We start from the raw sequence: 25432 nt of genomic DNA on the forward strand, positions 1-25432 counted from the left end.
GGTGGATCACTCGCTCGCTCCTCATGCGGAAAGCAGGCTCGACAGCTCGCGATCGATGAGCGCCGTCATCTCGTGGTCCGAGAGCTGCTCCACCTCGTCGATCATCTCCGCTCGCATGGGCGCCCCGGCATGCTCCAGCGGGAGCGCGGGGGCGCCGTCGTCGAGCAGCAAGGACGCGAGGTGCTCGGCCAGCGCCTCGATGGTCGGATGGTTGAACACGACCATCGAGGGGAGCGGGCGCCCCACGCTGCGCTGGAGCTGGTTCTTCAGCTCGACCGCCATGAGCGAGTCCATGCCCATGTCGAAGAAACCCCGCTGCGGGGGCGCCTTCTGCGAAGGATCCATGCCCAGCACACGATCGACCTCGCCCTGCACGTGCTCCGCGACCATCGCCCGTCGGGCCCCCGGCGCGACCTGCGAGAGGCGCGCGCGCAGATCCGGCCGAGCCTCTGCCTCGGGTGCGCGCGCCTCCCGCGCGAGCTCGGAGAACAGGGCAGGCACAGCGCCGTAGGCCGCAGGCTCCGCGCGGCGGGACGCGTCGATCGGCAGCACGGCGGCCTGGACCGCGCCCGAGGCGACGAGCCGCTCGAGCCAGCGCAGCCCTTCGGCGGGCGCGATCACGCCCGCGCCCCGCGCTCCGTGCCAGCGCAGCGCCTGCCTCTCGAGCGCCTCGGCGAGCGCCGTCCCCGCCCACGCGCCCCAGTTGATGCTGAGCGCGGGCAACCCCGCGGCGTGGCGGTGGTGAGCGAGGGCATCCAGAAAGGCGTTCGCCGCGGCGTAGTTGCCCTGCCCCTCCACGCCCAGGAGGGACGCGCCCGACGAGAACAGGACGAAGAAGTCGAGGTCGAGCGAGCGCGTGCCGAGGTGCAGGTTCCACGCCCCCTCCGCCTTGGGCCGCAGGACGCGCGCGAAGCGGTCGGCGCTCTGCTGGAGCAGCACCCCGTCCTCGAGCGCCTCCGCGGCGTGCACAACGCCGCGCAGCGGGCAGCCGCCGGCCGTGAGCGCGGCGAGCGCCTCCCCGAGCGCCGCGGCGTCGGCGACGTCGGCCCGGATCACCGTGACACGCGCTCCCCTCGCTTCCAGCGCGCGCAGCGCAGCCTGGGCGCCCTCGTCCGGCTCGTCCGCCCCGAGGAGGCAGAGCTGCCGCGCGCCGCGGTCGACCATCCACCGCGCCACATCGAGCGCCGGCGCGCGGAGCTCGCCCGTGACGAGGTACGTCGCGCCGGGATCGAGCGCCACCTCGCGCGCACCTTCGCCAAGGGCGCCGCGCACGAGGCGCGCCGCGTAGCGCTGGGCGCCTCGCAAGGCGATCTGATCTTCACCGTCCGACGCGAGCAGGTGGGCCGCCAGCGCGGCCTCTTCGCCGTCCTCGACCGAAGGGGCCAGATCGACGAGCCCTCCCCATACCTCCGGGTGCTCGAGCGCCAGCACCCGACCGAGGCCCCAGAGCGGCGCCTGCCACGGCGCGGGCACGGCGTCGCCCGGAGCCGCCGCGACGGCCCCGCGGCTCACGAGCCAGAGCTTCGGCGGCGGGCTGAGCTCGCTCCTGGCCACCACCTGCACCCAGGCGAGCGCGCGGGTCACGCTCCGCCCGATCGCCGCGGAGAGCCCCTCGCCTCCCTCCGGCACAGCGTCGAGGCCAGCGAGGTACACCACCCCGCGGACCGGTCCGCGCGCCGCGAGCAGGTCGGCCCACCACGCGCCGAGCTCCGCCGCGGAGGCCGGATCCAGGGGCGCCCCGTCCTGACCCTGCAGATCCGATGCGGTCCCCGAGCGAAGCCGCGAGCAGGTCGCCCCCTCGGCTTCGAGCGCGTCGGCCAGCCGGTCTCCTACCGTCCCCTCGTCCGCGAGCACGACCCAGTGCGCCGGCGCCGGAGGCCGCGACGGCGCGAGCGGCGCCGGACGCCATCGGGCCTCGTACAGCCAGTCCGCGGGCGCGACGCCGAACGAGCCCTCCGTCGCCTCCGGCCGCGACGTCTCCGCCGTCTCCGACGTCTCCGACGTCACATTCCCGCGCGGCGTCGCGCCGGGGGCATCGAGCCAGTACCGCTGTCGCTGCCAGGGGTAGGTCGGCAGCGCCACGGTGCGGCCTCCCGGAGAGAAGAGCGCTGGCCACTCGACCGTCTGGCCGTGGGCGTACAGCTGGCCCATCGCGCGCAGCAGGCTCTCGCGCTCGTCGTGCCCGCGACGCAGCGTGGTCACGCTCCGGCCCTCGCCGCTCTCCTCGCCGAGGCACTGCCTCAGGTTGACGGCGAGCACCGGGTGCGGGCCGATCTCCACGAAGACCCGACAGCCGTCCGAAGCCGCGGCCTCCACCGCCTGCGCGAACAGCACCGGCGCCCGGATGCCCCGAGCAAAGTACCCGGAATCGAGCGATTCGCCCTCGATCTGCGCGCCCGTCACCGTGCTGTACATCGCGATCGCCGCCCGGCGCGGCGCGAGCCGCCCCAGCTCGCGCGCGAGCTCGCCTTCCAGCGGCGCCATCTGCGGGCTGTGGAACGCGTAGTTCACGCCCAGCATCCGGCAGAGCACGCCCTGCCCCCGGAGCCGCTCCAGGAGCTCCTCGAGCGGCGCGGCCTCTCCGGAGAGCACCACCGAGCCGGGATCGTTGATCGCCGCGATCGAGAGCCGGTCCTCGTGGCCGCGGAGGGCGCGCGCCCCGTCCCCGGCGCCGAGCGCGACCGCGGCCATCTTCCCGAGCCCTGTCGCCTTCTGCATCACGCGTCCGCGCAGGCAGACGAGGCGCACCGCCGCCTCGAGGCTCAGCGCTCCGGCCACGTAGGCCGCCGCCGCCTCGCCGACGCTGTGGCCCACCACCGCGTCCGGGGTGACGCCCCACGACCTCAGCAGCTCCGACAGCGCGACCTGGATCGCGAACAAGGCAGGCTGCGCGACCTCGGTCTCGTTCAGGCGCGAGCTCACCTCCGGCGCGGCGAGCGCTTCGAGCAACGAGAAGCCCGCGTGCCGCTGAACGAGCGCGTCGCAGGCCTCGATCGCGGCGCGGAACACGGGCTCCTCGCCGAGGAGCGAGCGCCCCATCCCGACCCACTGGGAGCCCTGCCCCGAGAAGACGAAGGCGACGCGGCCTCGCCCCGCCGGAGGCACCTTGCCGCGGACCAGGCCCGCCGGCGATTCCCCCTGCGCGAACGCGGAGAGCGCGGCGGCCATCTCCGCCCGGCCGCGCCCTACCACGGCCAGCCGGTGCTCGTGGTGACTGCGCCGCACGCTCGCCGTGTACACGATGTCGTGCAGGCGCGCCCCGCCCTCCTGGGACGCCTCGACGACCAGCGCCTCGCCGTACAGCCTCGCGAGGGCCGAGAGCGCCTCCGGGCTCTTCGCCGACAGCGGCAGGAGGTAGCTCGATGCCTCTCGCGCGTCCGCCACAGGCTCCAGCCTGGGCGCTTCTTCCACGATGACATGCGCGTTCGTCCCGCTCAGGCCGAACGAGCTCACGCCCGCGAGCCGCGGCTTCTCTCCGCGCTTCCATGGGACGGGCGCCGTGGGGACGATGAAGGGCGTCCCTTCCAGCGTGATCCGGGGGTTCAGCGCCCTGAAGTGCAGGTTCCGCGGAACGATCTCGCGCTCCAGGCAGACCACCGCCTTGATCAACCCTGCCACGCCGGCTGCCGCCTCGAGGTGTCCGATGTTGGTCTTCACCGCGCCGAGGACGCACGCCGCGCCGTCCGCGCGCGGCGCTCCAAGCACGGCCTTGAGCGCCTCGAGCTCGATCGGATCGCCGAGCGACGTCCCCGTCCCGTGCGTCTCGACGTACCCGATCGACGAGGCCGCCGCCTGCGCGTTCTCGAGGGCCTTTCGCAGCAGCGCCTTCTGCGACAGCACGTTGGGCGCGGTCAGCCCGGTGGACCGGCCGTCCTGGTTCACCGCCGATCCGCGGATCACGGCGAGGATCGGGTCGCCGTCGCGCTGCGCGTCCGACAGGCGCTTCAGCACGATGATCCCGCACCCCTCTCCGCGCACGAAGCCGTTCGCCCCGGCGTCGAACACCTTGCAGCGGCCGTCCGGCGAGAGCACCTGGCTCCTCGCCAGGAGCCGCATCGGCGTGGCCGAGAGGATGAGGTTCACGCCGCCGGCCAGGGCCAGCGCGCTGTCGCCGCTCCGCAGGCTCTGGCAGGCGAGGTGAACCGCCACAAGCGAGGACGAGCAGGCCGTGTCGACGATCATGCTCGGCCCCTGGAACCCGAACGCATAGGACAGCCTGCCCGCCGTGAAGCAGTGTCCCGTCCCGGTGACCGTATAGACGTCACCCGACTCGGCGATGCTGGCGCCGCTGAGCTCGGCGTAATCGGTCATCGACGTGCCGACGAAGACGCCGACCCGGCCGCCGAACAGCTTCTCCGGGACCTGTCCGGCGCGCTCCAGCGCCTCCCACGCGACCTCGAGCAGGAGCCGCTGCTGCGGGTCCATCGCCCGCGCCTCCCGGGGAGCGATACCGAAGAAGGCCGCATCGAAGAGGCCGACGTCCTCCTTCAAGAACGCGCCCCAGCGCGCCGCCCTTGCCCCGGGATCGGCGGAATCCGCCGCGGAGGAGCCCAGGTGAAAGCGCTCGCCGGGCACCTCGGCGACCGCGTCCGCGCCTCCCTCCAGCAGCCCGAAGAACGCCTCCGGGCTTGTCGCCCCCCCCGGGAAGCGGCATCCCATGCCGAGGATCGCGATCGGCTCGGCCGCCGCTCGCCGCGTCGCCTCGAGCTCGGCCTCCAGCTCCCCGAGCTTGACCATCGCCTTGCGCAGGCGCGCCCGGTACTCCTCCAGCAGGGCCGTGGTCATTCCTTGCGTCCCCTCTCGATCCTGCTCATCGACGCGTCGAAGGCCGCGAGCAGATCGTCGTCCGAAGCGTGCACATCGAGGGCCACGTCGGCCTCCGGCGAGCCGTCGAGAGGCCCGGCTTTCGCGTCCGGGCCCGGCAAGCCCGGCAAGTCGACGGGCTCGAGCTCGACGGCGAGCTGCTCCGAGAGCGCGGCGACCGTCGGATAGGTCCAGACCAGCGTCGCCGAGAGCGTGAGGCCGAGCCCGGACTCGAGGCAGTTGCGCAGCTCGAGGCCCATGATCGAGTCGAACCCGAGCGTCCTGAAGGGCGCCCGCGCGTCGATGCGGGCGCCGTCGATCCGCAGCACTGCGGCCACCTGCTCGCGCACGAGCTTCTCGACCCTCCGCCGGCGCTCGTCCGGCGCCGCTTCGCGGAGCTCGCGCACGAGCGCGGCGAGCCGCGGCGCGGCGGCGCGGGCTCCGGCCGCGGCGGCGCGGGCCTCGGCCACGATCGAGGACAGGCGCTCCGAGGAGGCCACGAGCGGGTGGAGATCAACCCAGTGCCGCGCGTCGAAGTGCACGGCGCCCATCTGCGCGCGGTCCACGGAGAGCAGGCGGTGAAAGAGCGCCTCGCCCTCTTGGGGCGTGATGCTGCGCCACCCGCGCTGCGTCATGCGCCCCTCGCGCTCGGCCGTGATCCCCATGCCGACGCCGGCGAAGAGCCCCCAGTTGATGCTCAACGCGGGCAGCCCGCGGTGCCGGCGATGATGGGCCAGCGCGTCCAGAAAGACGTTCGCTGCCACGTAGTTCCCGATGCCAGGCGGGCCGAAGAGCGACGCCGACGACGAGTAGAGAACGAAAAAATCGAGCGGCGCGTCCAGCGTCGCTGCGTGAAGGTTCCATGCGCCGAGCACCTTCGGCGCGAACACCTTGCGGAAGCGCTCCATGTCCTGGTGGATGAGGAGCCCATCATCCAGCACGCCGGCGGTGTGGAGCACGCCGCGGAGCTCTGGCAGGCGCGCCCTCACGTCGCGCACGAGCGCGGCGAGCTCCGCCGGATCGGCGACGTCGGCCTTCGCCACCGTCACCTCGACGCCGGCCGATTCCAGGGCGGCGATCGCCGCGGCCTGCGCCTCCGTGGTCACCCCCTGCCGCCCGACGAGCACGAGGTGCTTCGCTCCCGCGTCCGAGAGCCACTTCGCGGCGAGCAGGCCGAGGCCCCCCACGCCGCCGGTGATCAGGTACGTGGCATCGGCGCGAATGGCAGGCCGCGCGCTGTCCTGCTCCGCCCCGCGCACCTCCTCATCGGACACCCGCGACAGCGCGCCGACGTAGCGGCGCTCGGCCCGCAGCGCGATCTCCTCTTCCCACCGCTCCGAGAGGAGCTCTCGAACCAGGGCCTCGGCCTCGCCCGCGGAGCCCGCGGGATCCAGGTCGATGCGCGTGCACCGAAGCTCGGGGTGCTCGAGGGCGACGGTGCGCCCGAGGCCCCAGAGCGGCGCGTGCGCGACCGCGACGTCGCGGGGCTCGCCGTCGATCGCCTGCGTCCCCCGCGCGACGAGGAAGAGGCGCGGCATATCGCGAAAGCCTGCGCGGACGAGCGCCTGCACGATGTGCAGCGCGCAGCCAGCGCCGCGCGTCTGCGCAGCGTCGAGGGACGCCGCGGTCATCGACTCCGGCGCGGGGCCGTCGAGGCTCCCCAGATGGATCACGCCGCGGCGGGGAGCACCGCCCGGGAAGGCGTCGCGCAGCAGGGAATCGAAGCTGGCCGGAGCCGCTGGATCCAGCGTGTAGCCGCCCTCGTTGCCCTGTTCCGGGTCCCGCAGCCCGGCGCGCACCACCGTCTCCCCGCGCGCCTCGAGGCGCGACTGCACCTCTCTCGCCAGCCCCGCTTCGTCCGAGAGGAGCAGCCAGGATCCCTTCGGCGCCGGCACCTCCGGCGCGCCCTGCGGCTCCGCGCGCCGCCACATCTGCAGGAGGAACGGCGAGCCTTCCCCTGCGCCCTGCGGCCCCGAAGGGCCCCCGGACGCCTGCTCGACATCGACCCAGTAGCGCTCCCGCTGCCACGGATAGGTCGGCAGCACGACGACGCGGCCCTCGGGATGGATCTGCCGGAAGTCCACGACGCCGCCGTGGGCGTAGAGCGCGCCGAGCGCCTGGAGCAAGCTTCGCCGCTCCTCGGCGTGCCGCCGCAACGAGGCGATCACCGCCCCTTTTCGCCTCTTTTCGCGCAGGGTCTCGTCGATGGCCGGCGCGAGGATGGGATGGGGGCTCACCTCGAGGAACACCGCGTTACCGCCTTCAATCAAGGCGTGCGTCGCGCGCGCGAGCTGCAGGGGGCCGCAGAGGCTCCTCGCCCAGTACTCCGCGCCGAGCTCCTCTCCGTGCGCGATCTCTCCCGTCACCGTCGAGCGCATCGACAGGCTCGCCCTCTTCGGAGCGATCCCGCGCAGCGCGGCGGAGAGCTCCGCGCCCAGCGGCTCTCTCTTCTCCATCGGGAGCTCGGGCAGGATCGTGGCGTCCTTCCCGCTGACCTTGCGGAGCAGGCGGCTCCACCGGCAGATGATCCGCGCGGCGTCCTCCAGCGTGAGCGCTCCGGCGACCTGCGCCGCGGCCACTTCGCCCACGCCGTGCCCCAGGATCGCCCAGGGCTCGACGCCCCACGATCGCCACAGCGCCGCGAGCGCTACCTGGAGGGCGAACAGCGCAGGCTGGCCGACGTCGATCGGATCGAGCCGTGCGCTCCGCTCATCGGCACAGATCTCGGCCACGACCGAGAAGCCGGCCTCGCGCTGGATCACGGCGTCGCACGCCTCGAGCGCTTTGCGGAAGGCGGGCTCCTCGTCGAGGAGCCTTCCTCCCATCCCCGCCCATTGAGAGCCGTGACCCGAGAAGAGGAACACAACCCGGGCAGGCCCCTCGATCGGCGCCTCGCCCCGCGCCGCGCCGGCCCCGAGCTCCCCCCGGGCGAAAGCGTCGAGCGCCTGGCGCATCTCCCGGCGCGTGTCCGCGACGATCGCGAGCCGCTGCGCGAAGTGGGCGCGCCCGATGCCCGCCGTATAGCAGACGTCAGAGAGCCGCTCCTCGGGGTGCTGTTCGAGGTGCGCGGCGTAGCGCAAGGCCATGGCCTCGAGCGCCTCCGGCTGCTTGGCCGACAGGCAAAGGAGGTGCGGCGGGCGCTCCGCCGGGGGCACCTTCTCCGCCGCCGCCGGCGCCTCTTCCAGCACGGCATGCGCGTTGGTCCCGCCGAAGCCGAACGAGCTGACGCCGGCGATGCGCCGCCCGACAGAGACCTCCCAGGCGGTCCGCTGCGTCGGGACGGACGCCGGGATGTCGTCGAGCGTGATGTGAGGGCTGAGCTCCTTGAGGTGCAGGTGGGGCGGGATCTCGCGGTGCTGGAAGGCGAGCGCCACCTTCATCAGGCCGGCGATGCCCGCCGCCGACTCGAGGTGTCCCAGGTTTGTCTTGACCGAGCCGAGCCAGAGCGGCTGCTCCGGTGAGCGCCCGTGGCGCAGCGCCGCCCGGAGCGCGCCGACCTCGACCGGATCACCGAGCGAGGTGCCGGTCCCGTGCACCTCGACGTAGCTCACCTCCGCGGGCGAAACGCCGCCGCTGGCGAGCGCGCGGCGGATGACCGCCTCCTGGGCCGGGCCGTTCGGAGCGGTGAGCCCGCCGCTGCGCCCATCGTGGTTGACCGCCGAGCCCCGGACGACGGCGAGGATGGGGCTCTTGTTGGCAAGGGCGTCGGAGAGGCGCTCGAGCACGAGGATGCCGCACCCCTCGCCGCGCACGTAGCCGTCGGCCGCGGCGTCGAACGTCTTGCAGCGGCCGTCCGGGGCCATCATGCGCAGCTGCGAGACAGCGATGGTGGAGAGCGGTGAGGTGATGAGGTTCACCCCCCCGGCGAGGGCCACGCGACACTCACCGCTGCGCAGGCTCTGGCAGGCCAGGTGGATCGCGACGAGCGACGACGAGCAGGCGGTGTCGACAGCGATGCACGGTCCGTGCAGGCCGAGCACGTAGGACAGACGACCCGCGGCGACGCTGAACATGGTGCCGGTCGGCAGGTATGCGTCGATCCGGGTCGGATCCCCCCCGCCGATGCAGAGCTGCGCGTAGTCGGTGTTGCTGATGCCGACGAACACGCCGGTCTCGGTGCCCGCGAGCTGGTCCGGCGCGCGGCCGGCGCGCTCCAGCGCCTCCCAGGCGACCTCCAGGAGGAGGCGCTGCTGCGGATCGACGCGCGCGGCCTCGCGCGGCGCGATCTCGAAGAACGCAGCGTCGAAGCGATCGATGCCGTCGAGGAAGCCGCCTTGGCGGGTGTACATCTTCCCCGGCGTCCCGGGGTCGGGGTCGTAGTAGGCGTCGACGTCCCAGCGCTCGGGCGGGACCTCGCGGATCGCGTCCGTGCCGTCGCGGAGCAGCCGCCAGAAAGCCTCGGGATCGTCGGCGCCCGGGAAGCGGCAGGCCATGCCGACGATGGCGATGGGCTCGGTGCGGGCGCGCTGCAGGGCCTCGTAGCGGGCGCGCATCTCCCGGAGCTCGAGGGTCGCCTCCTTGAGGAGCCCGCGGTAATCGATGCGATCGACAGGATTGCTCATGAGGTCAGCCTGAGAGTCCGCATCGCGGCGAGCTCCTCCGCGAGCGCGGCGGCCATCTGGTCTTCCGAGAGATCGTCGAGATCGGCCGCGGCCTCCGGCCGAGGCGGCTCGGCTCCCGGCGGCTTCGCGTCGAGCCCGTCCGGCCCGACCTCGGGCCCGAGCAGCTCCTCCGCGACCTTCCGCGAGAGCGCCTCGAGCGTCGGATAGTCGATGAGGAGCGTCGCGGAGAAGCGACGGCCGGTGGAGCGCTCGACGAGGTTCCGGAGCTCGACCGCCATCAACGAGTCGAGGCCGAGCTCGCGGAGCGGGCGGCGCGGGTCGATGGGGTCCGAGGGATCGAGCCTCAGGATCTTCACCACCTGCGAGCGGACATGCTCGGCCACCATCGAGGAGCGCGCCCGCGGGAGCGCCTCGGAGAGCTCGCGCTGCAGGCCATGCTCTTCGCCGGCCGCGGGCGCAGGCCCGCGGGACGCGCCTTCGAAGCGCTCGAACAGCGGCCGCCGCCGCATCGCCTCCTGGATCGACTTGAAGACGCGAAGGTCGACCCGGGCGACAACCGCCTGCGCGACGCCGCCGCCGGCGAGGCGCCCCAGCATCGCGAGGCCGTCCTCGGGCGAGAGGGCGGAGATCCCGATCCGCTCGAGCTCTGCCAGGAGCTCGGGCGAGGCCATGCCTCCGCCCGCCCAGGGCCCCCAGTTCACGCTGACGTAGGGCCGGCCCTCGCGCCGGCGCGCGTGCGCGAGGGCGTCCAGGAAGGCGTTGGCCGCGGCGTAGTGCGCCATCCCCGCGGAGCCCCAGACGGACGCGATCGACGAGAACGAGACGAAGAAGTCGAGGGGCGCGCCGCGCGCGAGCCGATCGAGGAGCCACGCACCCCTCACCTTGGCGCGGAGCACCGCCTCGACGGCGCGCTCGTCGAGCGCCCGGATCGGCCGCGTGTCCGCGAAGCCCGCGGCGTGCACGACGCCGCGCAGCGGGAGCTCCGCTGCGCGCAGCGACGCGAAGAGCTCGGTCATCCGCGCTTCGTCCCCCACGTCGGCGGCGATCACCTGCACGCTCGCCCCCTCCGCCTCGAGGGCGCGGACGGCAGAGATCGCCGGCTGGAGCGGGTGATCCGCCGGCAGATCGGCCCAGGTGTCGCGCGGCGGCAGCCCGCGGCGTCCGACGAGCGCGAGGTGCTTCGCGCCGCGCGCGAAGAGCCATCGCGCCACCGCGAGGCCCAGCGCGCCGAGCCCGCCCGTGATCAAGTAGATCGCGTCGGCGCTCACCTCGACCCGCGACGCCTCCTGGACGGCTTGCGGCGCGAGCCGGGCGACGTGACGCTGGCCGCCCCGGAGGGCGATCTGATCCTCGCCGTCAGGGCGCTCGATGACGTCGAGCAGCTGCGCCGCGTCCGCGTCGGACGCCTCCGGCGCCAGATCCACGAGCCCGCCCCACTGCTCGGGGTATTCAAGCGCCGCCACCCGCCCGAGCCCCCATACCGGCGCCGCCGCGATCGCCGGAGCTGCGCCGGAGACCGGCTGCGCGCCACGCGTGACGGCCCAGAGCCGGGCGGAGCGAGCCTCCGGCACGTCCGCGAGCGCCTGGATCGACGCGAGCAGGCTCACGCAGCCCATCGCCTGCGCCGCGTCGAGCGCCTCCGTCGAGGCTGGCTCCGCCGTCCCCGCGTCGAGGCTCCCGAGGTGCAGGAGCCCGCGGAGAGGCCGGCCGTCCCTTTGCGCCGCGTCCCGGAGGATCTCCGCGAGCCGCTCGCGGCGCGCGGCGTCGCTCGGGCGGACGAGATCGCAGCGCTCGCCCTTCGCCGCCAGCAAGCTCGCGAGGCGAGCGCCCACCCCTCCGCCATCGGCGACGACGAGCCACGAACCCGGGCTCTCCGACGCCGGCCGCGACGAGGCATCGCGGCGCTCCAGCGGCGACCACTCGACCGCGTACACCCCGGCATCGAGCGAGGCTTCGGCCCGCGCGCCGGCGGAGAGCGGAGAGGGCGCGCCGTTCTCGAGCGCGGCGGCGGGCATTTCCTCGCCCCGGGCCGCCGCGGCATACGGGAGCGGCGCGCTCATCCGGGCTCGGGCGGCGCGGGAGACGTGCTCTGCGCGCGCGTAGCCGTCCTTGCGCAGGACCAGGAGGACATAGCTCACGAGCTTCTTCTCGAGCATCCTGCCGAGGTTCGCGTACGACCGGAAGCTCTGGAGGACGAGCGGATCGAGCCCCGGACCGACCTCGGCGAAGTGCTCTTCCAGGCGCTCGTCGTGGAAGAAGTTCCCGACCTCGCGGCTGACGTCCACGCACTCGGCCACGCTGAGCCGGTAGCGCGCGAAGAGGTCGCACCACTCGTCCCGAGTCACGAGGTACGACGACGTCTCCTCGTGCACGATGGAAGACGCGCCATTCGAGACGAAGTCCGCCATCACGACGAAGCCGCCCTGCTGGAGGTGCCGGCTGACGTTCGCGAAGAGCGCGTCTTTATCCGCGATGTGCGCGGCCACCTCGAACCCGAGGATCACGTCGTACTGCGAGGGGAAGTCGTGCCGCGTGCTGTCGCAGTTGAAGATCTTCACGCGATCTTCGAGCCTGTGGGCGCGGAGCTTTCGATGACCGAGCCGGGCCTGCTCCGGGGAGATCGTGTAGCCGTGGAGCTCGAGGTGCGGATACTGCTCCGCGAGCGCGACGAGATCCGCGGCGTGGCCGCAACCGAAGTCGAGCGCCTTGGAGCAGGACAGGAAATCGACGTGCCGGAACGCGACTTGCCGCATTTCGCGCTGGGCGGCGCCGATGCGCGCGAAATCCGCCGGGTGCCTTCGCGGGCGAGCCATGGTCCTGAGCCAGGAGAACTCCGGAACGGCCTCCCGGAACGGCGGGAAGGTGAGATAGGCCTGCTCGAGCGAATCCCTCTCGGGCGAGTCGCCCGCGTCCACCGTGGAGAGCGCATCGTAGTAGCGGGCAACCGACGTATCGGCGCTGGCCGGCGCGGCCGCGCCGTTCTTTGTGGCGGAAGGCGGGTCGATCCAGCATCGACGGCGCTGGAAGGGATAGGTGGGCAGCACGAGCTTGCGCCGGGCCCGGTCGCGGTCGAAGCCCGCGAAGTCCACCTTCGCGCCTCGCACGTACAGCGCTCCCAGGCTCTCGAGCATCTGCGCGCAATCCGAGCGCTTCGGCCGCAGCGACGGCAGCCACACCCCCGCCCCCTCCGGCACGCACCGCCGTCCCATCGCCGAGAGCACAGGACTCGGCCCCACCTCCACGAACGCTTCCGCCCCCGCCTCGTGCAGCGCCCGTATCCCCTCCATGAACCGCACCGGCGCGCGCACATGACTCGCCCAGTACCCCGCCTGCGTCACTTCCTCGCGCGCCGCCCTCCCCGTCACGTTCGCGATGAGCTTCCGCTGCGGCAACCCAAGCTTCACCTTCGACGCCGCCCGCTCGAACGCCTCCACCATCGGCGCCATCAGCGGTGAGTGGAATGCGTGCGATACGTTCAGCCACCGGCTCTTGACGCCGCGCGCCCCCAGCGCCTCCACCACCGCCGTCACCGCGCCTCGCGCCCCGGACACCACCGTCTCCGACGGCCCGTTCACCGCCGCGATCGACACCTCCGCCGCGTACGGCCTCACCGCCTCCGCCACCGTCGCCTCGTCCGCGAACAGCGCCGCCATCGCCCCCTGCTTCGGCAGCGCCTGCATCAGCCGCCCTCGCGTCGCGATGAGCCCGAGCCCCTCCGACAGCCCGAGCACCCCCGCCACGCACGCCGCCACGTATTCCCCGACGCTGTGCCCGAGCACCGCAAACGGCTCGATCCCCCACGCCTTCCACTGCGCGCTCAGCGCATACTCCACCGCGAACAGCGCCGGCTGCGTGTACTCCGTCTCATCCAGCGGGCTCGCCTGCCCCTCCGCCGGATACAGCACCTCGATCAGCGATCTCTCCAGGTGACCACGCAACAGCGCGTCGCACTCCTCGATCGCTCGCCGGAACACGGGCTCGGTCGCGAACAGCTCCTGCCCCATGCCCACATATTGCGACCCCTGTCCCGTGAACAGGAACGCCACGCGAGGCCCCTCCGTCCGCTCCACCTGCCCACGCTCCGTCTGCTCCCCTCCCTCGCCTCGCGCGAACGCAGACAGCCTCTCCTGCATCTGGGCCCGGGACGACGCCACCACCGACAGCCGGTGCGCGAAGTGCGCTCTCCCCGTGTGCGCCGTGAACACCACGTCCCCGAGCTGCTCCTCCGGGTGCGACCCGAGGTGCGCCGCGTACTTCCCCGCCAGCTCACGCAAAGCCCCCTCGCGCTTCGCCGACATGCACAAGAGCTGCGCCGGACGCTCCGCTCCGGCCTCCTTCACCTCCGCCAGCGAAGGCGCCTCTTCCAGCACCACGTGCGCGTTGATCCCGCTCATTCCGAACGAGCTCACCCCGGCGACGCGCCGCTCGCCTTCCGCCGAGGGCCACCGCGTCCGCTCCATCGGCACCCGCACCGGCAGCTCCGCCCACGCCACGTGCGGGTTCGGCTGCCGCAGGTGCGGCTGCACAGGCAGCTCTCCGTGCTGCATCGCGAGCGCCACCTTCAGCACGCCCGCCACCCCCGCCGCCGCCTCCAGGTGCCCGATGTTCGCCTTGACCGCTCCCACCCACAGCGGACGCTCCGGCGAGCGGCCCGGACCGAACACCTCACCCAGCGCGTTCAGCTCGATCGGGTCCCCGAGCGATGTGCCCGTGCCATGCGCCTCGATGTAGCTCACCTGCGACGCTTCCACCCCCGACGCCGCAAGCGCCCGCCGGATCAGCGCCCGCTGCGCCACCCCGTTCGGCACCGTCAGACCGCCGCTCGGCCCGTCGTGGTTCACCGCCGAGCCACGGATCACCGCCTCGATCGGGTCGCCGTCCGTCAGCGCGTCGGACAGCCGCTTGAGCACGACCATCCCGCACCCCTCGCCACGGCCGTAGCCGTCCGCCGACGCGTCGAACGTCTTGCAACGCCCGTCCGGCGCCAGCGCCCGGAGCCGCGAGAGCGCGGCCCATGGATCGGGCGATAGCATCAAGCTCACGCCGCCGGCGAGGGCCACGCGGCACTCGCCGTTCCGCAGGCTCTGGCAGGCCAGATGGATCGCCACGAGCGACGACGAGCACGCGGTGGTCACCACCATCGAAGGGCCCTGCAGGCCGAGCACGTACGAGAGGCGGCCCGCGGCGAAGCTGAACTCGTTCCCGCTCGCTGTGTACCCGTCGCTCCCGCCGCGCGCCTGCGCCGCGTTGATCAGGTGGGCGTAATCGTTGCTCATCATCCCGATGAACACGCCTGTCGCACTCCCGAACAGGGCGTCCGGGGATTGCCCTGCCCGCTCGAGCGCCTCCCAGCTCACCTCGAGGAGCAGACGCTGCTGGGGATCGAGGCTCTGCGCCTCGCGCGGCGAGATCCCGAAGAAGGATGGATCGAACTGATCGACGGAGCGCAGGAAGCTGCCCCGGCGGACGTAGCTCTTGCCCGGATGCTCGGGGTCTGGATCGAAGAAACCATCGATGTCCCACCGGTCGGAGGGGATGTCGCTCGTGGCGTCCACGCCCTCGCGGAGCAGCTCCCAGAAGGCCTCCGGGCTGTCGGCGCCGAGAGGCATGCGGCAGCTCGTCCCGATCACGGCGACAGGCTCGGTCCGCGTGCGCTCGAAGGACGCGAGCCGCGCCTCCAGCTCCTCGATGACGACGAGCGCGCTGAGCAGCGCCGTGCTTTGGTCCTGCTTGCTCTGGCTCACTTCAACCTCTTCTTGATCGCATCGAGCTTCTCCAGCAGGAGCTCCGAAAGCTCGCCCTCGGACATCTCCTTCAGCCTCTCGAGCCGCGCTCCCCGCTCGTCGGTCGCGGGGGCAGGCACGACAGCGGAAGGCGCCGGGGCGACCGGGATCGCAAGCACCTCGTCGGCCAGGTAGCCGGTCAGCGCCTCGACCGTCGAGTAGTCGAACAGCAGCGTCGAGGGGAGCGCGCGGCCCACGTGGCGCTGGAGGCGGCCTCGGAGCTCGACGGCCATCAGCGAGTCGAGCCCCAGATCGAAGAGCCGCTGCCGGATCTCGAGCGGGTGGGTGGGCCCGAGCCCGAGGATCGCGGCGACCTGCTCCCTCACAAAGGCGTCGATCAGCCCGCGGCGCGCGGGCGCCGGAGCCTCTGCGAGCCTTCGGCGGAGATCGTCGCGATCCGCGTCGGCCGCGCCGTCGCGGCGATCCTCGCGAACGAGCTCGGCCAGCACAGGCGGCGCTCCGGCAGGGTACGGCTCGAGGTCCTGTGACCACCTGGTGACAGGCAGCACCGCGGCCTGGGTCGCGCCCTCGGCCAGGAGCCGATCGAGCCACCGGAGCCCCTCCGCCGGCGGGATCGCTCCCACGCCGCGGGCGGCCTGACGTCGCTGCGCGGACACCTTCACGCCGCCCGCCATCCCCGCGCCGGCCCAGGCGCCCCAGTTGATGCTGAGCCCCGCGAGCCCCAGGGCCCGGCGGTGGTGCGCAAGGGCGTCGAGGAAGGCGTTCGCCGCCGCGTAGTTGCCTTGCCCGGGCGCCCCCAGCAGCGACGCGCCCGAGGAGAAGAGCACGAACAGATCGAGATCGAGCGCCCGCGTGCGGCGGTGCAGATTCCACGCGCCCGCGATCTTCGGCGCCATCACCCGCGCGAGGCGCTCCGCGCTCTGCTGCTCCAGCACGCCATCGTCGAGCACGCCGGCGGCGTGCACCACGCCGCGCAGCGGACGACCGCTGGCGGAGATCGTCTCCAGCACCCGGCCGAGCGCCGCATCGTCGGCCACATCGGCCTGCATCGGTACGACCTCTGCTCCCGCGTCTGCGAGCTCGCGCAGCGCGGCCTGCGCCGGCTCCAGCGCCTCGCGCCGCCCGATGAGGTAAAGCTGCCGCGCGCCGCGCTCGACCATCCACCGTGCCACGTGCAGGCCGAGCGCGCCGAGGCCGCCGGTGATCAGGTAGGCCGCGCCGCCGTCGAGCGCTGTCCCCGCCACGTTCTCACCGGCCGCGCCGCGCGCGAGGCGCGCCACGAACCGCTCTTTGCCCCGCAGCGCGATCTGATCTTCGCCGTCGGGCTCCTCGATCTCGTCGCAGAGCAGCGCGGCCTCCTGCTCGGGCGCGATCTCGGGCCCCAGGTCGACGAGGCCGCCCCAGCGCTCCGGATGCTCGAGAGCGATGACCCGGCCGAGCCCCCAGAGCGGCGCGACGCCGAGCGACGCCTCGTCCGGCGCGCAGGCGACGGGCTGGCAGCGCCGGGTCACAACCCACAGGCGTCCCATATCCCCACGGCGGGACAGCGCCTGCGCGAGGTGGAGCAGGCTCGCGGAGGGTGCGCCGGCCGCCTCCGGCGTCGCGCCGTCGAGGCCCGAGAGGTGCACCACACCGCGCCATGCGAGGCCGGGCGAAGAGGCCAGATCGCCCAGCCAGGCGTGCGCGCGGGTCGCGTCCGAGAGGGCCTCGCGAGCGTCTTCCGGCGCCACGACCGCATCGTCGCCGCGCTCCGTCAAGCGCCGCGCGAGGGCGGCGCCGACGCCCTGGTCGTCGCCGAGGATCAGCCAGCGACCCGGCCCCGAGCCAGCGCGGCCCGGCGCCGGGCGCCCACGCGCCTTCGGCCGCCACGCGAGATCGTACCGCCAGTCGCGCGCGCGCTCCGGTTCTCCTCCGGTGCGGAGCAGCGTGTCGCGCGTCGCCGGCCGGCCGCGGAAGCCGATCATCTCCGCGACGACCCGGCCCGCGTCGTCGACGATGCAGACGTCGCCGCTCACGACCTCGGCCTGGGCGTCGTCGGGGCCGCGCAGCGTGACGTGGCTCCACAGGCGATCGCGGGGCGGGCCATGAAAGACGAAGCGCTCGATCCCGAGGGGGACGCCCACTTTGACGCGGGAGACCGCGGCCATCGCGAGCTGAAAGCAGGCGTCGAGCAGCCCGGGGTGGAAGCCATAGGCGTCTACACCGTCGCTGACCTCCGGGAGCCGCATCCGGCACAGCGCCTCTCCGTCACGCCGCCAGATCTCCTCGATCCAGCGGAAGGAGGGCCCGAACTCGAAGCCGAAGCGCCCGATCAGATCCCCGTAGAACGCCTCTCCGGACATCGACTCTCGGCAGCGTCCCCGCACGTCGTCCCGCGACGGCGGCGCCGCGGGGGTCGCATCGGCCGCCGCGCGGAGCTTGCCGGTCACGTGCAGGGTCCACTCCGGCTCTTCCTCGGCCGCGTCGTGGCTGAAGACCCGGAAAGTGCGCTCTCCAGATTCGTCCGCGGAGAGGACGACCTGAACGTTGCGCGGGCGCTCCGGGGCCAGGATGATCGGCTGGGCAAAGAAGACGTCCTCCAGCGCGTACGGCCCGGGGCCGAGGCTCCGGATCGCGGCGTCCAGCACCGTCGCGATCTCCGTGGTGCCCGAGACGATCGCCATGCCCTGCACCCAGTGATCGTTCAGCAGCGAATTCGACCGGGGATCGTATCGGGCCTCGAAGAGGATCTCCCGCAGCGCCGGCGAGTGGAGCCGCCGCCCGAGGAGCGGGTGCCCGCCCCCCGGACCTTCGCTCTGCGCGGGCTGCGACCGCGGCGGCGGGTCGATCCAGCAGCGCTCGCGCTGGAAGGGGTAGGTGGGCAGCACGAGCTTGCGCCGGGCCCGGCCGCGGTCGAAGCCAGCGAAGTCCACCTTCGCGCCTCGCACGTACAGCGCCCCCAGGCTCTCGAGCATCTGCGCGCAATCCGAGCGCTTCGGCCGCAGCGACGGCAGCCACACCCCCGCCCCCTCCGGCACGCACCGCTGCCCCATCGCCGAGAGCACAGGACTCGGCCCCACCTCCACGAACGCTTCCGCCCCCGCCTCGTGCAGCGCCCGTATCCCCTCCAGGAACCGCACCGGCGCGCGCACATGGCTCGCCCAGTACCCCGCCTGCGTCACTTCCTCCCGCGCCGCTCTCCCCGTCACGTTCGCGATCAGCTTCCGCTGCGGCAACCCAAGCTTCACCTTCGACGCCGCCCGCTCGAATGCCTCCACCATCGGCGCCATCAGCGGCGAGTGGAATGCGTGCGATACGTTCAGCCACCGGCTCTTGACCCCGCGCGCCCCCAGCGCCTCCACCACCGCCGTCACCGCACCGCGCGCCCCGGACACCACCGTCTCCGACGGCCCGTTCACCGCAGCGATCGACGCCTCCGCCGCGTACGGCTCCACCGCCTCCGCCACCGTCGCCTCGTCCGCGAACAGCGCCGCCATCGCCCCCTGCTTCGGCAGCGCCTGCATCAGACGCCCTCGCGTCGCGATGAGCCCGAGCCCCTCCGACAGACCGAACACCCCCGCCACGCACGCCGCCACGTACTCGCCCACGCTGTGCCCGAGCACCGCAAACGGCTCGATTCCCCACGCTCTCCACTGCGCGGCCAGCGCATACTCCACCGCGAACAGCGCCGGCTGCGTGTACTCCGTCTCGTCCAGCGGGCTCGCCTGCCCCTCCGCCGCGTACAAGACCTCGATCAGCGGCCTCTCCAGGTGCGGCCGCAACAGCGCATCGCACTCCTCGATCGCTCGCCGGAACACGGGCTCGGTCGCGAACAGCTCTTGCCCCATGCCCGAGTACTGCGCGCCCTGCCCGGTGAACAGGAATGCCACCCGCGGGCCATCAGGACGCTCTACCCATCCCTGCTCCGTCTGCTCCGCTGGCTCGCCACGCGCATACGTAGAAAGCCGCTCCTGCATCTCCTCGCGCGACGCCCCGACCACCGACAGCCGGTGCGCGAAGTGCGCTCTCCCCGTGTGCGCCGTGAACACCACGTCCCCGAGCTGCTCCTCCGGGTGCGACTCGAGGTGCGCCGCGTACTTCCCCGCCAGCTCACGCAAAGCCCCCTCGCGCTTCGCCGAGATGCACAAGAGCTGCGCCGGCCGTTCCGCTGCGGCCTCCTTCACCTCCGCCAGCGAAGGCGCCTCTTCCAGCACCACGTGCGCGTTCGTGCCAACGAAGCCAAACGAGCTCACGCCCGCCACGCGCCGCCCTTCGACAGGCAGCCAGGGAGCGCCCGTCGCCGGCACCGAGATGCGCGCCTTGCTCCAGTCGATGAGGGGGTTCGGCGCGACGAAGTGCAGGTGCGGCGGGAGCTCCCGGTGCAAGAGCGAGAGCACGACCTTCAGCACGCCGGCCACGCCCGCCGCCGACTCGAGGTGGCCGATGTTTGTCTTCACCGAGCCGATCAGCAGCGGCCGATCCGGAGGCCTACCCGCGCCCAGCACCGCGCCCAGCGCCTCCACCTCGATGGGATCGCCGAGCGACGTGCCGGTCCCGTGCGCCTCGACGTAGCTGACCACCGACGGTTCGATGCCGGCGCGCTCGAGGGCTGCCCGGACGACGGCCTCCTGCGCAGGTCCGCTCGGCACCGTCAGCCCGCTGCTCGCGCCGTCCTGGTTCACCGCCGAGCCGCGGAGGATCGCGAGGACGTTATCGCCGTCGCGACGCGCATCGGAGAGCCGCTTCAGCACGAGGACCCCGCAGCCCTCGCTGCGCACGTAGCCGTCGGCGGAGGCTGCGAAGGTCTTGCACCGTCCGTCGGGCGCGAGCATCCGCGCGCGGGAAAAGGCGATGTTGGCGTCCGGCTCGAGGATCAGGTTGACCCCCCCGGCGAGCGCCAGCGTGCAGTCGCCTGCACGCAGGCTCTGACTGGCGAGGTGGATCGCCACCAGCGACGACGAGCACGCGGTGTCGATGGACATGCTCGGCCCCTGCAGGCCGAGAACATAGGAGAGACGCCCCGACGCCGCGCTCAGGGCGTTGCCGGTGCCGAGGTAGGCGTTGATGCTCGCAGGCGTCGGCATGAGCCGCTGCGCTCGGCGCAGGTAGTCATTTGTGCCGATGCCGATGAACACGCCGGTCCGGCTGCCAAGGAGCCCGTCCGCGGGGAGATTGGCCCGCTCGAGCGCCTCCCAGGCGACCTCCAGCACGAGGCGCTGCTGCGGGTCCATCCCTGCGGCCTCCCGCGGCGAGATGCCGAAGAAGCTGGCATCGAAGCGATTCACATCGTCCAGGAAGCCTCCCCAGCGGGTAGACATCTTCCCCGGGGCGTCAGGATCCGGGTCGTAGTACGCGTCGATGTCCCAGCGGTCGCGGGGGATCTCGGCGATGGCGTCGACGCCGTCCCGGAGGAGCCTCCAGAGCGCCTCGGGGCTGTCGGCCCCACCGGGCATCCGGCAGCCCATTCCGACGATCGCGATGGGCTCGCGCTCGGCGCGCGCGAGGAGCTCGACGCGCGCGCTGAGCTCGTGGGCGTACAGCACGAGCCGCCGGGGATCGAGGCGGCTGATGCGGTCGAGAAAGCTGCTCACGAAGGCCCTCCGGACGCGATCCGGGCCAGCATCCGCTCGACGTCGTCGTTCGAGAGTCGCTCCAGCCTGTCCAGAAGCCCCCCGAGCGCCTCCACCTCGGTGATCCTCCCGAGCGCCTCCACCTCGGTCGCCCGCCCCGCCGGCTCCGGCGCGAGCACCTCTGCTTCGAGGTAGCTCGTGAGCGCTTCGATCGAGGGGTAATTCAGCGCCAGGGTCGCCGGCAGCGCGCGCTCCACGCTGCGCTGGAGGTGGTTCTTCAGATCGACGGCCATCAACGAGTCCATCCCCATGTCTGCAAACCGGCCCCTGGCGTCGAGCGCGCGATCGTCGCCGAAGCCGAGTACGCGAGCGACCTCCTGGCGCACGTGGGCGAGCAGGATCCCCCGCCGATCTGCCGGTTCGGCCTCGGCGATCCGCTGCATCAGGTCGGGCGGCGCCTCGGCCGGCGGCCCTTCGCCCGGCGGCCCTTCGCCCGGCCTCTCCACCAGATCGGACAGCAGCCGGAGCGACGCGCCACCGCGGGCGCTCCGCGCGAAGCGCCCCCAGTCGGCGTTCACGGCCACCACGTGCGACCTGTCCTCCGCCAGGAGACGCTCGAGGAGCGCGAGCCCCTCCGCGCCAGGGATCAGGTCGATGCCCCACTCGTGCCAGCGCTCGCGCTCCCGCTTGCCGGTCGTCCCCGCCATCCCGGCGCCGTCCCATGGCCCCCACGCGATGCTCAGCGCCGCAAGCCCCAGGGCACGCCGGTGAACCGCGAGCGCATCCAGAAACGCGTTGGCCGCGGCATAGCTCCCCTGTCCGAGCGATCCCAGCACCCCGGCGGCCGACGAGAATAGGACGAAGAAGTCGAGGGCGCGATCCCGGGTCGCCACGTGGAGGTTCCACGCGCCGGCGGCCTTCGGGGCGAGCACGCGACGAAAGCGCTCTCCATCGAGCTGCTGGAGCACCCCGTCGTCGAGGACGCCGGCGGCGTGCACGACGCCCCCGAGGGGCGGCATCCCGGCGGCCATCTCGGAGAGGACCCGCGCCACATCCTCGGGGCGCCCGACGTCGGCCTGCGCGACGAGCACCCTCGCCCCCATCGCCTCGAGCTCGTGAAGCGCCCTCTGGGCTTCCTCCGGCGGAGAGCGCCGCCCGACCAGGACGAGATTCCGCGCGCCGCGCTCGGTCATCCAGCGCGCGACTTGCAGCCCGAGCCCCCCGAGCCCGCCGGTGATCAGGTAGGAAGCATCCGGCCGCAGCGCCGCCGGGCCGGGCGGCACCGCAGGAGCGCGGAGCCGCGAGAGGCGGGCGACGAGCCGCGCGCCTTCGCGCCACGCGATCTGATCTTCCCCGTCGGGTTCGAGGAGCGTCTCGCCCAGCCGCTCGGCCTGCACCTCCGCCGGCGCGGTGTCGAGGTCGATCAGGCCGCCCCACAGCTCGGGGTGCTCGAGGGCGATCACGCGACCGAGGCCCCACGAGAGCGCTCCTGGCCCGGCGCGGCCCGCGGCGGGCCGGCCGTCGCGGGTGACCACCCACAACCGACCTCCACCCGCGGAGCCGGCGAGGGCCTGGATCGCGCCCAGCACGCTGCCGGCGCCGAGCGAGAGGGCCGCGTCGTCCGAGAACGAGGCGCCCTCCGCCGCGACCGCGTCGAGGCTCCACAGGTGCACGACGCCCTGCCACGCGGAGGTGCCCTCGGGGAGAGCTTCCACGAGCAGGCGCTTCAGGTCCTCCGGCCTCGCGGGATCGACGCGAAAGACCCCATGGGCGCCGGGCTCCAGGCGCTCACCGGCAAAGGCGAGCACGCAGCGATGCCCGCGCTCGACGAGCTTCCGAGCCAGCGCCTCGCCCACGCCGCTCCGATCGGCGAGCAGCAGAAAGCTCCCCGCCGGCACCGGAGCTCCCGGTGTGTGGGGCCGAGGCTGCCAGTCGACTTCGTAACAACCTGCGCCTTCCTGCCGGGAAGTGTCGTTCGCCGACGCGCGGGCGGTGCGGTGCTTCTCGATCTCGAACCAGTAGCGCTCGCGCTGGAAGGGATAGGTGGGCAGCACGAGCTTGCGCCGGGCCCGGTCGCGGTCGAAGCCCGCGAAGTCCACCTTCGCGCCTCGCACGTACAGCGCCCCCAGGCTCTCCAGCATCTGCGCGCAATCCGAGCGCTTCGGCCGCAGCGACGGCAGCCACACCCCCGCCCCGTCCGGCACGCACCGCTGCCCCATCGCCGAGAGCACAGGACTCGGCCCCACCTCCACGAACGCTTCCGCCCCCGCCTCGTGCAGCGCCCGAATCCCCTCCAGGAACCGCACCGGCGCGCGCACATGACTCGCCCAGTACAACGCCTGCGTCACTTCCTCGCGCGCCGCCCTCCCCGTCACGTTCGCGATCAGCTTCCGCTGCGGCAACCCAAGCTTCACCTTCGACGCCGCCCGCTCGAACTCTTCCACCATCGGCGCCATCAGCGGCGAGTGGAACGCGTGCGATACGTTCAGCCACCGGCTCTTGACGCCGCGCGCCCCCAGCGCCTCCACCACCGCCGTCACCGCGCCTCGCGCCCCCGATACAACCGTCTCCGAAGGCCCGTTCACCGCAGCGATCGACGCCTCCGCCGCGTACGGCCTCACCGCCTCCGCCACCGTCGCCTCGTCCGCGAACAGCGCCGCCATCGCCCCCTGCTTCGGCAGCGCCTGCATCAGCCGCCCTCGCGTCGCGATGAGCTCGATCCCCTCCGACAGCCCGAACACCCCCGCCACGCACGCCGCCACGTACTCGCCCACGCTATGCCCGAGCACCGCAAAGGGCTCTATCCCCCACGCCTTCCACTGCGCGCTCAGCGCATACTCCACCGCGAACAGCGCCGGCTGCGTGTACTCCGTCTCATCCAGCGGGCTCGCCTGCCCCTCCGCCGGATACAGCACCTCGATCAGCGATCTCTCCAGGTGACCACGCAACAGCGCGTCGCACTCCTCGATCGCTCGCCGGAACACGGGCTCGGTCGCGAACAGCTCTTGCCCCATGCCCACATATTGCGACCCCTGTCCCGTGAACAGGAACGCCACGCGAGGCCCCTCCGTCCGCTCCACCTGCCCACGCTCCGTCTGCTCCCCTCCCTCGCCTCGCGCGAACGCAGACAGCCTCTCCTGCATCTGGGCCCGGGACGACGCCACCACCGACAGCCGGTGCGCGAAGTGCGCTCTCCCCGTGTGCGCCGTGAACACCACGTCCCCGAGCTGCTCCTCCGGGTGCGACCCGAGGTGCGCCGCGTACTTCCCCGCCAGCTCACGCAAAGCCCCCTCGCGCTTCGCCGACATGCACAAGAGCTGCGCCGGACGCTCCGCTCCGGCCTCCTTCACCTCCGCCAGCGAAGGCGCCTCTTCCAGCACCACGTGCGCGTTGATCCCGCTCATTCCGAACGAGCTCACCCCGGCGACGCGCCGCTCGCCTTCCGCCGAGGGCCACCGCGTCCGCTCCATCGGCACCCGCACTGGCAGCTCCGCCCACGCCACGTGCGGGCTCGGCTGCCGCAGATGCGGCTGCACAGGCAGCTCTCCGTGCTGCATCGCGAGCGCCACCTTCAGCACGCCCGCCACCCCCGCCGCCGCCTCCAGGTGCCCGATGTTCGCCTTGACCGCTCCCACCCACAGCGGACGCTCCGGCGAGCGGCCCGGACCGAACACCTCCCCCAGCGCGTTCAGCTCGATCGGGTCCCCGAGCGCGGTGCCCGTGCCGTGCGCCTCGATGTAGCTCACCTGCGACGCTTCCACCCCCGAGGCTTCCAGCGCCCGCCGGATCAGCGCCCGCTGCGCGACCCCGTTCGGCACCGTCAGCCCGCCGCTCGGCCCGTCGTGGTTCACCGCCGAGCCGCGGATCACCGCCACGATCGGGTCGCCGTCCGTCAGCGCGTCGGACAGGCGCTTGAGCACCACCACCCCGCACCCCTCGCCCCGACCGTAGCCGTCCGCCGACGCGTCGAACGCCTTGCTCCGCCCGTCCGGCGCCAGCGCCCGCAGATGGGAGAGCACGATGTTGGGGCGCGGCGACAGGATCAGGTTCACGCCGCCGGCGAGGGCCACGCGGCACTCGCCGTCTCGCAGGCTCTGGCAGGCCAGATGGATCGCGACGAGCGACGAGGAGCACGCCGTGTCGAGCGCCATGCAGGGACCGTGCACGCCGAGCACGTACGAGAGGCGGCCCGCCTGGAAGCTGAAGCCGTTGCCCGTGCCCACGTAGCCATCGAGGCGCTCCTCGCTGACGTGGTCGGCGACGAGCAGCCCGTAGTCCCCGTTCATGATCCCGACGAACACGCCGGTCGCCGTGCCTGCCAGGTCGGGAGCGGCGATCGCGGCCCGTTCGAGCGCCTCCCAGCTCACCTCGAGGAGCAGGCGCTGCTGCGGATCGAGGCCCTCGGCCTCGCGCGGCGAGACGCCGAAGAAGCCCGCGTCAAACCGATCCACCTCGTCGAGGAAGGCGCCGCGGCGCGTGTACATCTTCCCCGGCGCGCCCGGCGTCGGATCGTAGTACGCGTCGATGTCCCACCGGTCCTTCGGCACGTCCCGGACCGCGTCGCGCCCCTCGCGAAGGGCGCTCCAGAAAGACTCCGGATCGGACGCGCCGGGGAAGCGGCACGCCGCCCCGACGATGGCGATCGGCTCGCGGCGCGCCCGCTCGATCGCATCGAGTCGAGCGCGCATCTTCCTGAGCGCGAACAGCGCGCTCTGGAGCGGCGATAGCTCGTCGGACCCGATGTCGGAGGTGCTGCTCATCCCAGGATGTTCCC

Annotated in this window: 5 protein-coding genes; all 5 read right to left on the reverse strand. The window is 73.0% G+C overall.

All coding sequences use genetic code 11. The features are described from left to right. Positions 1-21 precede the first annotated feature (21 nt). The 5 genes from WME75_RS21810 to WME75_RS21830 are packed head-to-tail and all read right to left on the reverse strand — an operon-like array spanning position 22 to position 25418. The gene (locus WME75_RS21810; protein WP_437494041.1) at positions 22-4785 is read right to left on the reverse strand and encodes a type I polyketide synthase; all 4764 of its coding nucleotides are present in this window, start codon (positions 4783-4785) and stop codon (positions 22-24) included. After that, on the reverse strand, positions 4782-9365 hold the full coding sequence (locus WME75_RS21815) for a type I polyketide synthase (RefSeq protein WP_437494044.1): 4584 nt from the start codon (positions 9363-9365) through the stop codon (positions 4782-4784). Before WME75_RS21815 ends, WME75_RS21810 begins: the two co-directional genes overlap by 4 nt. Beyond that, the gene (locus WME75_RS21820) at positions 9362-15109 is read right to left on the reverse strand and encodes a type I polyketide synthase (RefSeq protein ID WP_437494047.1); all 5748 of its coding nucleotides are present in this window, start codon (positions 15107-15109) and stop codon (positions 9362-9364) included. The genes WME75_RS21815 and WME75_RS21820 overlap by 4 nt, the downstream gene beginning before the upstream one ends. Next, positions 15106-20679 (reverse strand): type I polyketide synthase, encoded by a 5574-nt coding sequence (locus tag WME75_RS21825; RefSeq protein ID WP_437494050.1) that lies wholly within the window; start codon positions 20677-20679, stop codon positions 15106-15108. Before WME75_RS21825 ends, WME75_RS21820 begins: the two co-directional genes overlap by 4 nt. Further along, the gene (locus tag WME75_RS21830; protein WP_437494053.1) at positions 20676-25418 is read right to left on the reverse strand and encodes a type I polyketide synthase; all 4743 of its coding nucleotides are present in this window, start codon (positions 25416-25418) and stop codon (positions 20676-20678) included. Before WME75_RS21830 ends, WME75_RS21825 begins: the two co-directional genes overlap by 4 nt. Between the last annotated feature and the right edge of the window lie 14 nt (positions 25419-25432).

This window comes from Sorangium sp. So ce1014 (assembly GCF_051521505.1).
Lineage (GTDB): Bacteria > Myxococcota_A > Polyangia > Polyangiales > Polyangiaceae > Sorangium.

What these genes read in the sequence shown, in the direction of transcription:
- WME75_RS21810 (WP_437494041.1), bottom strand. Translation starts at nt 4,785, where the DNA reads ATGACCACGGCCCTGCTGGAGGAGTACCGGGCGCGCCTGCGCAAGGCG.
- WME75_RS21815 (WP_437494044.1), bottom strand. Translation starts at nt 9,365, where the DNA reads ATGAGCAATCCTGTCGATCGCATCGATTACCGCGGGCTCCTCAAGGAG.
- WME75_RS21830 (WP_437494053.1), bottom strand. Translation starts at nt 25,418, where the DNA reads ATGAGCAGCACCTCCGACATCGGGTCCGACGAGCTATCGCCGCTCCAG.